Origin of the sequence: Streptomyces sp. NPDC006368 (genome assembly GCF_040612535.1) — a bacterium.
Classification (GTDB): Bacteria; Actinomycetota; Actinomycetes; order Streptomycetales; family Streptomycetaceae; genus Streptomyces.
On the sequence record NZ_JBEXQK010000008.1, the window covers coordinates 79,151 to 93,283 of the forward strand.

Below are 14,133 nucleotides of genomic sequence, written 5' to 3' on the forward strand. Positions count from 1 at the left end.
GTGATGAAGCGCTTCGACAGCGCACTCCGCGTCCGTGACTTCCAGTGGAGGAGACAGTAATCGGCTCCGTTGAACCGTGTCCAGACACTGTGTCGAAGCGCTTCAATAGGGGGGAGCGGCCGGTTTCCACGGCCGTTCCACCCCTCACGCGGGTACGTCGCCCGGCGGCCCGCCCCCGCTTTCCCGACGCTCCGTCAACCACCGACGGACACACCGCGTAACCCACCGTGTCCACCCACGCTCGTGAAAGCCCCCGTCCACGCCCCCGTCGATCGCGAAGGCCCTCATGACACCTCCCGCCCTGGAGCGCGTCGGCCTCCGGACGCCGCACCGACTCCCCGGGCGCCCGGTACCGCTGCGCGCCACGGCCGCCACGTGAGGCGGCGCGCCCATGGGCGTACACCGGGCGGCGTGCGGACGTTCATCACCGGCACACACGGGAGTCGGGCGCCGTACGTACGACGGCAACCTCCCACCACCACGCTCACGCACGGCAGTTGCCATGATCCCGGCAGTGAGGAACTTCCCGATGAGGCACCGTCCCGCACGCCCGGCCGCACTCGCGCTGGGTGCCGTTCTCGTGGCGCTGGCCGCGGCCGTACCCGCCGAGGCCCAGGACCCGGCCGCGCTGCCCGCCGTCACGCCGCGCGCGGAGACCGTCGCGCTGTACGACGACGAGGCCGGCGGGAACGCCGACGCGGACGACCCCGTCATCTGGCGCAACGCCGCCGACCCCGACCGCAGCCTGGTCATCGCCACGGCCAAGGAGGGCGGCCTGCGGGTCTACGACCTCGACGCCCGCCTGATACAGGCCGTCCCCGCGCCGCCCGCCGCGGCCCCCGACGACGCGCCCGGCCGCTTCAACAACGTCGACCTCGTGCGCGGACTGCGCCTGGCCCAGGGCCGCGCCGACGTGACCGTCACCAGCGACCGGGGCCACGACCGGCTCCGTTTCCACCGCGTCGCGCCCGGCACCGCCGGCGGCCCGCTCACCGACGTCACCGACCCGGCCGCCCCGCCGGTCTTCTCCTCCGGCCAGGAGGAGATCAACGACCAGCGGACCGCATACGGCCTGGCCACCTGGACCGACCCCGCATCCGGCCGCTCCTACGCCCTGGTCAGTCGCCGCGAGCGCACCTCGATCGCCCTGCTGGAGCTCCTCCCCACCGCCACCGGCAAGGTCACCTACCGCACGGCGCGCACCCTGGACCTGCCGTCCTCCTTCCGGCTCCCCAACGGCTCCTCGTGGACCCCGTGCGGCGAGCCGGGCGAGCTCCCGCAGGTCGAGGGCATGGTCGTCGATCCCGCCAACGGCACCCTCTACGCCGGCCAGGAGGACGTCGGCATCTGGCGCCTGCGCGCCGACCTCACCGGCACGCCGAAGCTGATCGACAAGGTCCGCGAGTACGGCGTCCCGGGCGTGTACGACGAGGAGACCGAGGAGTGCGCCGCGGGTACCGACCCCGGCTACGGCGGCACGCGCCTGGCGGCCGACGTCGAGGGACTGACCCTCATCACCGAGCCCGACGGTGACGGATACCTGCTCGCCTCCAGCCAGGGCGACGACACCTTCGCCCTGTACGACCGGGAGATCGGGGACGCCAACGAGTACGAGGGCGGCTTCCGCGTCACCGCGGCCGGCTCCACCCTCGACGGCTCCGAGGAGTGCGACGGCGCCGCCGCCCTGAACGCCCCCCTCGGCTCCCGCTACCCGAACGGCCTGCTCGTCGTGCAGGACGGCCACACCACGCCGGCGGACGGTGACCGCGAGGGCACCGGCTTCAAGTTCGTCGACCTGGGCGACGTCCTGGACGGCGTCGACGACTGACATGAGGTGCGGTGGGCTCCGGCTCCTTCGAGGCGACCGGAGCCCACCGGGTGGGGACGTCATCCCTCAGGGGAGGGTCCATTTCTGGTTGGGGCCGGTGTGGCAGGTCCACAGGTGGACGCGGGTGGCGTCGTTCCAGGTGGAGCCTTCGGCGTCGAGGCATTTGGCGGACTGTGGGTTGCGTACGGTGCCGTCGGCCTGGGGTGTCCATTTCTGGGCGCCGGTGGCGTTGCAGGTCCACAGCTGGATCCTGGCGCCGTCGGCGGTGGAGCCGGCTTGGACGTCCAGGCACTTGCCGAGTGCCTGGAGGGTGCCATCGGTTCCGGCGGTCCACTTCTGGCCGGTGGTGCCGTTGCAGGTCCACAGGTGGACCTGGGTGCCGTCGGTGCTCGCGCCGCCCGCCACGTCCAGGCACTTGCCGTTCACGCCCTTCACCTCACCCGTCCGGGGACCCGGCTGCGTAGCGCCGGACGTCCTGATCCGCACGTTGCGGAAGGACACTTGGTCGCCGTCGCCGTGGTTCTGGATCCCGATGTGGCCCTGCCGCAGGCTGCGGACCGGATCGGTGTTGGTGAAGTCGTTGACCTTGCGCCCGTTGAGGAAGACCTCCAGACGCTCGCCCGTGACGCGGATCTCGTACGTGTTCCACTCGCCGGGCGGGTTGAGCGCGGCGTCCCGCGCGGCGATGTCGGCGGACTTGAACCCGTACACCGACCCGGTGGTCCGGTCGGCGCTGTCCGTGGCGTCGATCTGGATCTCGTAACCGTTGTTCACCGCCGACCACGGGTCGTCCGAGGCGGGAAAGCCGACGAGGATCCCGGAGTTGTCGTCCCCGTCCATCCGCCAGTCCACCTTGAGCGAGTAGTCCCCGGTGTACTCCCTGGCGGAGTACCACAGCATCCCCAGCCCGCCCTGCGAGGTGAGCGTGGAGTCGGCCAGCGTGAACGAACCGGGACCGGCCTGCTTCCAGCCGGCCGTACCCGATCCGTCGAACAGCGACGTGTAGCCCGTCTCCGGGCGGCAGTCGGCCTCGGTCATCCCCGCCGCCCACCGGATGCCGCCGAGCAGGTGCCGCCGGAACGCCGGTTCGGTGTACGACTCGTCGGTGTGGCCACCACCGGTGTAGAAGGCGCGTCCACCCTGGTAGTCCTTGCACCAGGCGATGGGATGGTCACCCGCCATGGTGCCGCCCGTGTAGCCGGATTCGTCCAGCGAGGCCAGCACATGGGCCGTCGCGCGCGGGTTCGTGCGGTAGTTGTACCACTCGTCGAAGCGCTGCCAGCTCCGGCCGAGGTGCGCCGTGGCGTCGTGGGCCCGGTCCTCCACCTTGAGCGTCGCCGTCTGGTTGTGCGGGTGGGACTGGAACAGCGCCCCGGCGAGGCCCGCGTAGAACGGCCAGTCGTACTCCGTGTCGGCGGCGGCGTGGATGCCGACGTATCCGCCTCCGTCCTGGACGTACTGCTCGAAGGCCGTCTGCTGAGCGCCGCCCAGCACGTCCCCGGTGGTGGAGAGGAAGACGACGGCCCTGTACCGCGCCAGGTTTCCGGTGGTGAAGGCGGCGGCGTCCTCCGTCGCGTCCACGGTGAAGTTGTGCCCCGCGCCCAGCTCGCGCAGCGCGGCCACCCCGTCGTCGATGGACGAGTGGCGGAAGCCCGCCGTCTTCGAGAACACGAGGATCCTGTACGCGGGGTCCGCCGCGGCGCTCGCCACGAGCGCGCCCCGGTCGGCGGGTGCGGTCCCGGCGCCCTGTGCCACCGCGAGCGCGACGGCCGCGCACAGCAGCGCGCCCGTGAGCCGGCGGCCGGCTTTTCTGAGGGTCTTACGCATATCGGTCAGCCTCCTCTCCTGTTACGGCAGGGTCCATTTCTGGTTGGGGCCGGTGTGGCAGGTCCACAGGTGGACGCGGGTGGCGTCGTTCCAGGTGGAGCCTTCGGCGTCGAGGCATTTGGCGGACTGTGGGTTGCGTACGGTGCCGTCGGCCTGGGGTGTCCATTTCTGGGCGCCGGTGGCGTTGCAGGTCCACAGCTGGATCCTGGCGCCGTCGGCGGTGGAGCCGGCTTGGACGTCCAGGCACTTGCCGAGTGCCTGGAGGGTGCCATCGGTTCCGGCGGTCCACTTCTGGCCGGTGGTGCCGTTGCAGGTCCACAGGTGGACCTGGGTGCCGTCGGTGCTCGCGCCGCCCGCCACGTCCAGGCACTTGCCGTTCACGCCCTTCACCTCACCCGTCCGGGGACCGGCGGAAGGGGTGCCGAAGGCGAAGTCGTCCACGTCGAAGAGCGAGCCGGCGCCGCCCTTGAACACCAGGTACAGCGTGGTCGTACCGGCGGGCCGGTTCGACAGCGGGGCGCTGACGTCCCGGAACGTCTCCCAGCCGCCCGTCGACGGCACCGTCGCCGTCCCCAGCAGCGTGCCCGAGGACGATCCCGCCCGTACCTCGATGGTGCCGCCGAGCCCGCCCGAGGAGACCCGGGCGGTGAACCGGGTCGCGTCGTCCAGCGCGTACGGCGTGAACGAGATCCAGTCGCCGTTGTCGATGTGGCCGACCGTCCGGCCGCCGTGGGCGGGGGTGTGGCTGACGACCTGCACGCCCGAGGAGCCGCCGTGGTGCTCGGCCTGGCGGTGGCTGGGCTGGCTGATGTTCTGGTCGTGGGTGGTCAGCGCCGGCTGGCCGTTCGCCCCCTTGTCGGTGTACTCGGCGTCCCAGACGCCGAAGATGTTCGCGTTGGGGTCGTGCTCGCCGTCCGCGATGGTCTGTACGGTGCCCGAGCAGCCGGTCGCGGACGTCTGCGGGTGCCCGTGGCTGTCGTGCCCGACGATGAAGGTGACCTTCACCCGGGCGCAGTCGACGGCGCCGTCCTCCGGGTCGGTCACGATCACCCTGAACGGCACGGCCGCGCCCGGGTCGATGATCCGCCCGTCCACCGGAAGCTCCAGTCTCACCGTCGGTGCCGTGTTGCCGACGGTCACCAGGACGGAGGCGGTGGCGCTCTTGCCGGTGGTGTCGGAGACGGTGAGCGTGGCCGTGTACTGGCCGTTGGCGGTGTACGTGTGCGTGGGGTTGGCGGCGGTCGACGTGGAGCCGTCGCCGAACCGCCACGCGTGGCTCAGCGCGTCGCCGTCCGGGTCGGAGCTCCCGGAGGACGAGAACGCCACGGTCAGCGGGGCCCGCCCGGACGTGCGGTCGGCCTTGGCCTGGGCGATCGGGGCGCGGCCGTTGGTGACGTGCTCGATGCGGTAGAGCGCGGAGTTGGCGTCGCCGTTGAAGTAACCGGTGCCGTAGTCCAGGACGTAGAGGGCGCCGTCGGGGCCGAAGGCCATGTCCATCACCTGGGTGCCGCTCCAGGGGAAGGCGTTGATGGACTGGACGGTCCCGTCCGCGCCCTGGGCGATGCGCTTGATCCACTTGCGGCCGAACTCGCCGGCGAAGAAGTTCCCGTCGTAGCTCTGCGGAAACTTGACGGAGGACGTGGAGGCGGCGTCGTACCGGTAGACCGGACCGCCCATGGGCGACTCCGACCCGCTGCCGAACTCCGGTACCGAACCACCGTCGTAGGGGATCCACGCCGGTTGGGCGGGCGGCAGGTCGGTGAGGCCGGTGTTGCGCGGCGAGGTGTTCTTCGGGGCGGCGCAGTCGAACGTCGCGCCGGAGGTACGGGTGGCGAAGTCGAAGTCGACGTACGCGTCGTTCCTGCCCGTGCAGTACGGCCAGCCGTAGTTGCCCGCCTTGGTGATCCGGTTGAACTCGACCTGTCCGGCCGGGCCCCGGGAGGCGGAGGCGATACCCGCGTCGGGCCCGTAGTCACCGACGTACACGGTCCCCGTCGGCTTGTCGACGCTCATCCGGAACGGGTTGCGAAAGCCCATCGCGTAGATCTCCGGGCGGGTCCTCGCGGTGCCGGGCGCGAACAGGTTCCCGGAGGGGATCGCGTAGGAGCCGTCCGCGTTGACCTTGATGCGCAGCACCTTGCCGCGCAGGTCGTTGGTGTTGCCCGCGGAGCGCTGGGCGTCATAGGCGGGGTTGCGGGAGGCCCGCTCGTCGATGGGCGTGTAGCCGTCGGACGCGAAGGGGTTGGAGTCGTCCCCGGTGGACAGGTACAGATTGCCCTGCGCGTCGAAGTCGATGTCGCCGCCCACGTGGCAGCAGATCCCGCGTGACGCCGGTACGTCGAGGACCTTCTTCTCGCTCGCGGTGTCCAGCGTGCCGTCGGCCTTCAGCACGAAGCGCGACAGCCGGTTCACCCCGTCGAAGGGCGCGAAGTCCGCGGCCGTGCCGTCACCGGGGGCGTCGCCGCCCGGGGTGGACAGCTTGGGCGCGTAGTACAGATAGACGTGCCGGTTGGAGGTGAACCCGGGGTCCACGCCCACACCTTGCAGGCCTTCCTCGTCATGGCTGTAGACGTCCAGCTTGCCCGCCACCTTGGTGGTGCCGGCGGCGTCGGTGAGTCGCAGGGTGCCGTCCCGTGAGGTGTGCAGCACCGAGCGGTCGGGGAGGAGGGCCATGGTCATCGGCTCTCCGGTCTCCGCGACCCCTTTGGCCAGGGTCACCTGCTGGAACTCCTCGGCCACGGCGGCTTCTTCCGTGACGGGGGAGGCGGCTGAGGGCCCGGCGGGGGCCAGGAACCCGGCGGCGAGCAACGCCGTGAGGAGTAACGCCGGTACGTGCCGTGGTCGATGCGGTCTTGTGCGCACAGAGGTCTCCCGGACAGGTGGGGGTACCCGAGCGGCCCGGAACATGGGCCGGCTGGGGGGAGCACAGGCGCGCGCCGTCGCGCCGGGATGACCGGTCACGCGTATGACCGGTTCATTTCAAGGAAGTTAGCGGGACCGGTCCCCGCGCGTAACCCCTTTCGCGACGGCTTTCCCTACTTCTTCCCCGGCCAGGACAAAGGCCGTGCCCGCGGCGGGACGCCCGTGTGCCCCCGGTTCCCACCGTCCCCGCCCGGCGGGGCGGGACGGGCATGGTGTCCGGTCGCCCCGTCCCGCACGACACCCTCGCCGGGGACGCCCGCCGCGTACGCCATGGGGCGCCACGACGGGTCCCGCCCGTACGTGTCCGGGGCGGCTGTTCAGCGGTACGCGGCCGAGGCGGTGAGGTTTCTCGCGCTGGACGCGTGGGCCGCTTCCCCGCCGCGCCGCACGAACCCCGCCCTCACGTCAGCCGGCGAAGCGGCGCACATAACGCCGCTGCCACGGGGTCTCGACGGCGTGGCGGTCGTGGTTCCGGCGCACGAACTCCACCGCGCGATCGGCCGGTACGCCGTCGAGGACGGCCAGGCAGGCCAGGGCCGTGCCGGTCCGGCCCCGGCCACCACCACACGCCACCTCGACGCGTTCGTCACCGGCACGGGCCCAGGCCTCGCCGAGGACGGCACGCGCCTCCTCGCGGTCGGCGGGAAGCCGGAAGTCCGGCCAGCGCAGCCAGCGTGCCTCCCAGGGGACCTCGGGAGGCCGCTTGCCGAGCAGGTACACCGCGAAGTCCGGCGCGGGGCCCTCCGGAACCGGACGGCGCAGCGCGCGACCGCAGACCAGCCGCCCGGACGGAAGCCGCAGGACGCCGCTCGTGCCGGCATTCCAGGTCTCGGTCATCACGCCGGCGTATCCGTGGGAGCCGGGACCCGGCCCCCACGGATGACAGGCTGTCAGTAGGCGCCGAAGACGTTGTCGATGGAGCCGTACCGGTCGGCCGCGTAGTTGCACGCGGCGGTGATGTTGGCGACCGGGTCGTAGGGGTCCGTCGACGTACCGGGCACGTGGTAGGCGCGGAACGTGGGGTCGATGACCTGGAGGAGGCCCTTGGAGGGCGTTCCGGCCGCGGCGTTGGAGTCCCAGTTGTTGATGGCCAGCGGATTGCCGGAGGACTCGCGCATGATGTTGCGGTGAATACCGTCGTACGTACCCGGGATTCCGTGCTTGGCCATGACGGCCAGCGATTCCTTGATCCATCCGTCGAGGTCGTTGGTGTACGCCGCGGGCTTCGCGAGAGCGGTACGCGTCGTGGATCGGTCCGCTCGCTCCGGCGAGGCCTTCTTGACGATCGTCAGCTTCATGCCGGGGCGAATCAGCGAAGGGTTGTCGCCGACGACCTTCCGATTGTCCTCGTAGAGCTTCTTCCAGCCGCCGCTCAGCTGGTGATCCCGGGCGATCTTACTCAGGGTGTCGCCCGCCACCACGGAATACGTGCTGGGCGACGCCTTTTCCGCGTTCGGGGCGGCCTGGGCCGTCGTCGCCCCGAGGATCGGGAGGGCCAGCGCGGCGCCACCCGCTCCGGCGGCGACGAAACGGCGCGTGAGCGGACTGTTCTTGGATCGACGGTGCTTACCCTTTGCGGGCATGGCGAATTCCTCTCCGTCGCCTGCGAGGTGAGCTGTCGGGTTCGGGCTGGAGATGCCCGGTCGCGGTGCGCGCGACTTCACCCCGAGCCGTTCCGTGGTCGCGGATCGGCGGCTTACCTGGGTCCCCCGCTCCTGCCGTACGTGAATGGGTGGGTGCGGATTCCGGGAGGCGGCAGGATTCGGCGGTCCACCCGGATTGACGGTGACCGTAAGCGAGACGGGCCGGACGGAACAAGACCGGAATTCCGCACCGCCGGATGCGCGGAGTAATCACCTCGGGGAAAATCCATGATCCGCTGCGGCCGAAATCCCCAACTTTCCCTTCTGCGGCCGAGAATCAGGCGGGTCGCGGGTGGCATCGCATTCCCCGGGGGTGAGAGAAATCACGCGATGCACGAAAGCGTGAACACCATCGGAGAACCGAATAACTTCGACGAACCGGCTGAATGGCCCAAATGATAGGGATACCGTCGAAACGGTCATAACGCCCCCGTTCGCCATCCGCCGGTGAGGGCCGCCCCCGAGGAACTCGGGAAGGTCGGGAACGGCGGGAAGACCGAGCCCCGCCGCGGTCTTGTCACCCCCGGTCCTTCATCCGGACAGTACGAGCATGGCGATCGTCGTACTGGTGGGCACGCTGGACACCAAGGGGCTGGAGTACGGATGGCTGCGGGAGCGGCTGCTGCGTCGCGGAGTCGACGTGCTCGTCGTGGACGCGGGCGTGGCCGGCGAGCCGCGTGTACCCGCCGACATACCCCGCGCCGAGGTGGCCCGGGCCGCCGGCGTCGACCTGGAGCGGCTGCGGGCCGAGGGGGACCGCGGCGCCGCCGTGACCGCGATGGCCAGGGGCGCGACCGAGACGGTCCTGCGGCTGCGCGAGGAGGGGCGGCTGGACGGCGTCCTGGCCATCGGCGGCAGCGGCGGTACGTCCATCGCCACCCGCGCGATGCGCGCCCTGCCGCTCGGGGTGCCGAAGGTGATGGTCTCGTCGATGGCCTCGGGCGACGTCTCGCCGTACGTCGGGTCCACCGACATCACCATGATGTACAGCGTCGTCGACATCGCCGGCGTCAACAGCGTCTTGGCACCCATCCTGGCGAACGCCGCGGACGCCGTCGCGGGGATGGCCCGGGGCTTCGCCACCGCGTCCCGCGCGGTGCGGCCCGCCGATCTCGGGGCGGCCGGCCGGCCCCTGGTCGCGGCCAGCATGGCGGGTGTGACGACCCCGGGTGTCGACGCGGCCCGCGAACGGATGACGGGGCTCGGTTACGAGGTCCTCGTGTTCCACACGAGCGGCACCGGCGGGCGCACCCTCGAGGCACTTGCCGGGCAGCGGCTGTTCGCGGGCGTCCTGGACCTCACCCTCAGTGAGCTCGCCGATGACCTGTGCGGGGGGATCCTCACGGCCGGCCCCGACCGGCTGCTCTCCGCGGGACGCCATGGCATCCCCCAGGTGGTGAGCCCGGGCGCCCTGGACATGGTGAAGTTCGGCCCGCTCGACACCGTCCCCGCACGGATGCGCGACCGTCACGTCCACGTGCACAACCCGTCCATCACCGTCGTCCGTACGACGGAGGGGGAGTGCGCCGAACTCGGTCGCCGGGTGGCCGCGAAACTGCGTGCCGCGACCGGCCCCACCGCGGTGTGCCTGCCGCTGCGGGGCCTGTCGACGCTGGGCGAGCCGGGCGGGCCGTACCACGATCCGGTCGCGGACGAGGCGCTGTTCGGCGCGGTGCGCGACGGGCTGAGGGGCAGCGCCGTGGAGGTGGTCGAGGTCGACACGCACATCAACGACCCGTCGTTCGGCCGTGCGGCCTCGGATCTGCTGCACCGGATGATCGCCGCCGGCGTACGGGAGGCCGGCGGCGCGTGACCCCCGACCCCGGCACCGGCCCCCCGGCACCGGCCCCGGCACCGGCCCCGGCTCCGGCATCCGGCACCGGCCCCCGGCGCCGGATGCCGGACACACCGTCACACGGGGAGGGACGCGGCCCGGGCCTTGTCGATGAGCAGGTCGAGGAGCGAGAGCAGTGCCTCGCGGACGTCGTCCCGGGAGCGGGCGTCCAGCATCAGGACCGGCGTGTCCGGGTCCCGCAGCCGCAGCGCCGCTCCGATCTCCTCGGCCGTGTAGTGCTGTTCGCCGTGGAAGCAGTTCGCGCCGACGACGAAGGGCAGCCCGCGGTTCTCGAAGAAGTCGACGGCCGGGAAACTGCGGTCCAGGCGCCGGGTGTCGACGAGCACGATCGCCCCGAGCGCCCCGTTCAGCAGGTCGTCCCACATGAACCAGAACCGCTCCTGGCCCGGGGTGCCGAAGAGGTAGAGGACGACCCCCGCGTCGGTGAGGGTGATCCGGCCGAAGTCCATCGCCACGGTGGTGACGGCCTTGGACTCGATGCCGTCGAGGTCGTCGACGCCGATCCCCGCGGCCGTCAGCCGCTCTTCCGTACGCAGCGGCTCGATCTCGGAGATCGTCTCGACCAGGGTGGTCTTGCCGACGCCGAATCCTCCTGCGATGAGGACCTTGACGGGGGCCGCTTCCGGGGACGACGAAGGGTCAAATGCGGGCAAGGTTGTCCCTGATTCTCATGAGCAGGCGGGCATTGGTGGTCTCGGACTCCTCCAGCGGCGGACGGTGGTGGATCAGCCCGCGGTCCGCGAGTTCGCCGAGCAGGAGCGTCATCGGAGTCAGCCGCATGTGCATCCGGGCGGCGAGCTCCGCGACGGCCAGCCCGTTCGGCGCCGGGCACATGGCCAGGATGGTCTGCCACTCCGAGGGCAGACCCGCCCGCGCGTCCGCGGCGACCGCCGCCGTGATGGTGGTGTCCATGGTCAGCTGCGTGTGCGGAGCGGCTGTACGGCCGTCGGTCAGGGCGTACAGCCGCGTCCGGCGGCGTCCCGCGGGCTGGGGATCGTCGGGCATTACGACGTGGGCGCCTGGGTGCGCTCAGGGGTGCCCAGCCACTCGCCGAGCGCCTGCGCGGTGCGTACGGCCTCACCGCCCAGCTCGCCGAGCCGCGCCTTGCGGGAGGTGACGACGATGAGGGTGCTGCCTTCGCCGCATCCGACGATGCACAGGTAGCGGTCGTCCATCTCGACGAGCTGGCGGATCACCCGCCCGCCGTCGATCTCCCGGGATATCGCCTTCATCGTGGCCGCGATACCGGAGGACGCCGCCGCCACGCGCTCGGCCTGGGGCCGGTCGAGCAGATAGGCGCTGAGCTTGATGCCGTCGTTGGACAGGAGCACGGCTCCCTGGATGCCGGCGATCCTGCTCAGGTTGTTGTCCAGGACGCTGTAGATCATGTCGTTCGATGTCGTCGTCATGGCTGATCCCGTCGGAGCTCTTGTTCGACTTGCTGGGTTCCGTGTTCGTAGTCCGACCAGGCGTCGGCCACTTCCTCGGGTGTCGCCGTGTCCTGGGCGACGGTTGCCTCGGGCGCGCGGGGCTCGCGCAGCTGCTCGGCCATGTGGGTCTGCGGGACGCGCTCGGGGAGAGGCGGCCGTGAGCCGGTGCCGAGCGACCGCACCGGGGTGCGGTCCGGGGCCGGATCCGGGCTCTGCTCCCGTGTCCCGTGCCGGGTCCTCTCCTGGGCCCGCGCCTGCGTCCGCCGCACCGGCAGGGCCGCCGCGGCGCCCACGTGCAGCACCAGCTCCGGCTTGCGCTCCTCCGAGGACTCCTCCACGGACCTCTCCGCGGACTCCTCCACGGGCGGGCCCCCCTCCGCCGGACCGCCCGGCCCCACGCGTGCGCCCGGCTCCACGCGCGTGCCCGGCCGTCCGGAACGACCGCCCTGCGCGGGTACGGCCGGCGCCGCGGCGCGCGGCGGTACCGGTTCGGTCGGTACGAGGTGCTCGGCCGGGATGATCACCACCGCCGACGTCCCGCCGTACACGGACCTGCGCAGGGTGACCCGGGCGCCGAGCTGGTCCGCGAGGTGGCCGACCACGAAGAGGCCCAGCCGGTGCGCGTTCTCCGCCAGCACGGCGTACGGGGGAGCGGAGTGCAGCCGCCCGTTCATCTCCTCGTACGCGGCGGGCGACACCCGGGGGCCACGGTCCTCGATCTCGACGGACAGCCCGTCGGCGACCGTTTCGGCCCGGATGACCACCTTCGACCTGGGCGGGGAGAAGCGGGTGGCGTTGTCCAGCAGTTCGGCCAGCAGATGGCTGATCTGGCTGATGACGCGGGGTTCCACGCTGATCTCGTCCAGCGCCTGCCGTTCGATCCGCCGGAAGTCCTCGACCTCGGCGGCCGCCTCGCGCAGCAGGTCGGCCACGCGCATGGGGTCGGTGTGGGGGTCGGGGATCTCGCCGCCCGCCAGGATGAGCAGGTTCTCGATCTGCCGCCGCATGCCCACCGTCAGCTGGTCGGCGCGCATCAGCTGGGCCAGCAGGGTCTCGTCGTGGCCGAAGGAGTCCTGGAGCTCCTCGGTCAGGCCGAGCTGACGGCTGACCAGGTTTCCGGTGCGGGACGCGATGCCCGCGGCGAACATGCCGAAGCCGTGGCGCTCCGCCGCCAGCTGCCGGTGGCCGTCCACGGACACGGACACCACCCGCGCGAACGCGTCGTTGATACGGCTGACCTCGTCCCGGCCGCCGGTGAGCACCGGCAGCGCGTCGCGGTCGACCGGCTGCCCGCGCTGGAGCCGGGACACGACGTCCGGCAGCGTCTTTTCGGCCACGGTCACGGTCCGCTCGTGCAGGTGGCGCAGGCGGCGCAGCACCGAGCGCGTGGTGAACGCGACGCCGACCGCGACGAGCAGCAGGGCGCCCGAGCTCCCGGCGATCAGCCAGGTGACCTCGGTCTGCAGCTCGTCGGCCTTGGCGTCGGCGTGGGCGAGCAGGCCGCGCGCCCGTTCGGCGTTGAGCCTGTCCAGCCGCGGGGCCCATTCCTCCCGCGCCGCCCGCCACTCGACGATCTCGCGCGGAAGTCTCACGCCGACGGCGGTGTCCTTGTGCTCGGACAGCACGGCCGTCTCGATGCGGGACTTGCTCTGCCAGCCGTCGGAACCGGCGAGGTCTCCGTAGAGCTCGCTCGCCTCGGGCGGCAGATACGGCACGACCCACGCGTCGTACATGTACCTGTGGGCGCCGACGGCGTTGACGAAGTCGGCGAACCGGGTGGGGGTCAACTCCCGGGACGGCCCGGCCAGCGCGAGGATCGTGTCCTCCCGCGCCACCATCTCGGTCCCCGAGAACATGGTGACGACGACCCGGCTCTCCTGCGTGAGCTCGGCGTCCTCGGTGTGGCTGAACTCGTCCTGGTAGTAGCGGATGATCTGGTTGATCACGCCGGAGTAGTAGACGACCGTGCTGTCGGCGCTGCCGGTGCGGACGTCGGTGCGTTCGCGGTAGGCGCCCAGCTCGTCCAGCGCGTCCATGACCTCCTGGAGGCGGCGGTCCGCCTCCTCCGAACGCGCCCCGGCCGTGCCCGCGGCCCGCCGGAACTCGGCCGCCGCGCGATCCGTGGCCGCGCGCCGCGTGCGCAGGGACTCCTCGGACACGGACGGACCCGCCCACCACGCGGCCGTCAGCGCCCGCTCGGCCTGCATCCCCACCATGAGCCGGTACAGGGGGACGCCGATCCGCTCACCGGCCGCCACGTCCGCGCGCAGATGCGCCGACTGTGCCAGCAAACGGTCGGCGGTCACGGCCACTTGCGTGCCCATCGCCACGGTGGGGACCACCGCCAGCCCGACGAGCAGCGTACGCAGGCGCACGGTACGCCGCCGACGCGGTCTCGACGGGACGCGCGGACCTTCGGGTTCTATGGGAGACATCAGTCCTCGGAGCGGGGGGAGCGGGGACCGACCAGAGGCCGGGCCATGGCACAGCCCTGGGGAGGGGCTCGGGGACGGCCGGACCGGCTTCGGTTGGGACGAGAAGGATGCCGATCATAACCAGCCACGCGGAGAAAGGGAGATGTTGCCTCCATGATCCTTACGTGGTATTGGCTCCGGACGCCGCCCCGTT

Annotated in this window: 10 protein-coding genes and 1 riboswitch; of the genes, 2 read left to right on the forward strand and 8 right to left on the reverse strand. The window is 71.6% G+C overall.

Annotation, left to right across the window (positions count from 1 at the left end; all coding sequences use genetic code 11):
• Positions 1 to 529 precede the first annotated feature (529 nt).
• The gene (locus ABZZ38_RS09330; protein ID WP_356737405.1) at positions 530 to 1,828 is read left to right on the forward strand and encodes a phytase; all 1,299 of its coding nucleotides are present in this window, start codon (positions 530 to 532) and stop codon (positions 1,826 to 1,828) included.
• Between the two features lie 66 nt (positions 1,829 to 1,894).
• Here the strand turns inward: ABZZ38_RS09330 and ABZZ38_RS09335 are convergent, their stop codons facing one another.
• The 4 genes from ABZZ38_RS09335 to ABZZ38_RS09350 form a co-directional block, all read right to left on the reverse strand.
• Positions 1,895 to 3,655: a ThuA domain-containing protein gene (locus ABZZ38_RS09335; RefSeq protein ID WP_356737407.1), complete on the reverse strand. Its 1,761-nt coding sequence runs from the start codon at positions 3,653 to 3,655 to the stop codon at positions 1,895 to 1,897.
• A 21-nt stretch (positions 3,656 to 3,676) separates the two neighbouring features.
• A complete protein-coding gene (locus tag ABZZ38_RS09340) occupies positions 3,677 to 6,517 on the reverse strand; it encodes a PQQ-dependent sugar dehydrogenase (RefSeq protein WP_356737409.1) in 2,841 nt (946 codons plus the stop codon).
• Between the two features lie 465 nt (positions 6,518 to 6,982).
• Complete coding sequence (locus ABZZ38_RS09345) at positions 6,983 to 7,414, reverse strand: protein phosphatase (protein WP_356737411.1); 432 nt, start codon at positions 7,412 to 7,414, stop codon at positions 6,983 to 6,985.
• A 53-nt stretch (positions 7,415 to 7,467) separates the two neighbouring features.
• A complete protein-coding gene (locus ABZZ38_RS09350) occupies positions 7,468 to 8,160 on the reverse strand; it encodes a LysM peptidoglycan-binding domain-containing protein (protein ID WP_356737413.1) in 693 nt (230 codons plus the stop codon).
• A 4-nt stretch (positions 8,161 to 8,164) separates the two neighbouring features.
• Positions 8,165 to 8,322: riboswitch (cyclic di-AMP (ydaO/yuaA leader) on the reverse strand.
• Positions 8,323 to 8,770: 448 nt separating this feature from the next.
• Here ABZZ38_RS09350 and ABZZ38_RS09355 point away from each other — a divergent pair.
• Entirely contained in the window at positions 8,771 to 10,033 is a 1,263-nt protein-coding gene (locus tag ABZZ38_RS09355; protein ID WP_356737415.1) for a Tm-1-like ATP-binding domain-containing protein, read from the forward strand.
• Positions 10,034 to 10,131: 98 nt separating this feature from the next.
• Here ABZZ38_RS09355 and ABZZ38_RS09360 read toward each other — a convergent pair whose 3' ends face one another.
• Genes ABZZ38_RS09360 through ABZZ38_RS09375 form a run of 4 tightly spaced genes read right to left on the reverse strand, consistent with a single transcriptional unit; the run spans position 10,132 to position 13,880 of the window.
• Complete coding sequence (locus tag ABZZ38_RS09360; RefSeq protein WP_356737417.1) at positions 10,132 to 10,728, reverse strand: ATP/GTP-binding protein; 597 nt, start codon at positions 10,726 to 10,728, stop codon at positions 10,132 to 10,134.
• Positions 10,715 to 11,080 carry a DUF742 domain-containing protein gene (locus ABZZ38_RS09365; RefSeq protein ID WP_356737419.1) on the reverse strand — a complete coding sequence of 122 codons (366 nt, stop codon included), beginning with the start codon at positions 11,078 to 11,080 and terminating at the stop codon, positions 10,715 to 10,717. Before ABZZ38_RS09365 ends, ABZZ38_RS09360 begins: the two co-directional genes overlap by 14 nt.
• Complete coding sequence (locus tag ABZZ38_RS09370; protein WP_356737421.1) at positions 11,080 to 11,484, reverse strand: roadblock/LC7 domain-containing protein; 405 nt, start codon at positions 11,482 to 11,484, stop codon at positions 11,080 to 11,082. Before ABZZ38_RS09370 ends, ABZZ38_RS09365 begins: the two co-directional genes overlap by 1 nt.
• A complete protein-coding gene (locus ABZZ38_RS09375; protein WP_356737423.1) occupies positions 11,481 to 13,880 on the reverse strand; it encodes a sensor histidine kinase in 2,400 nt (799 codons plus the stop codon). Before ABZZ38_RS09375 ends, ABZZ38_RS09370 begins: the two co-directional genes overlap by 4 nt.
• Positions 13,881 to 14,133 lie beyond the last annotated feature (253 nt).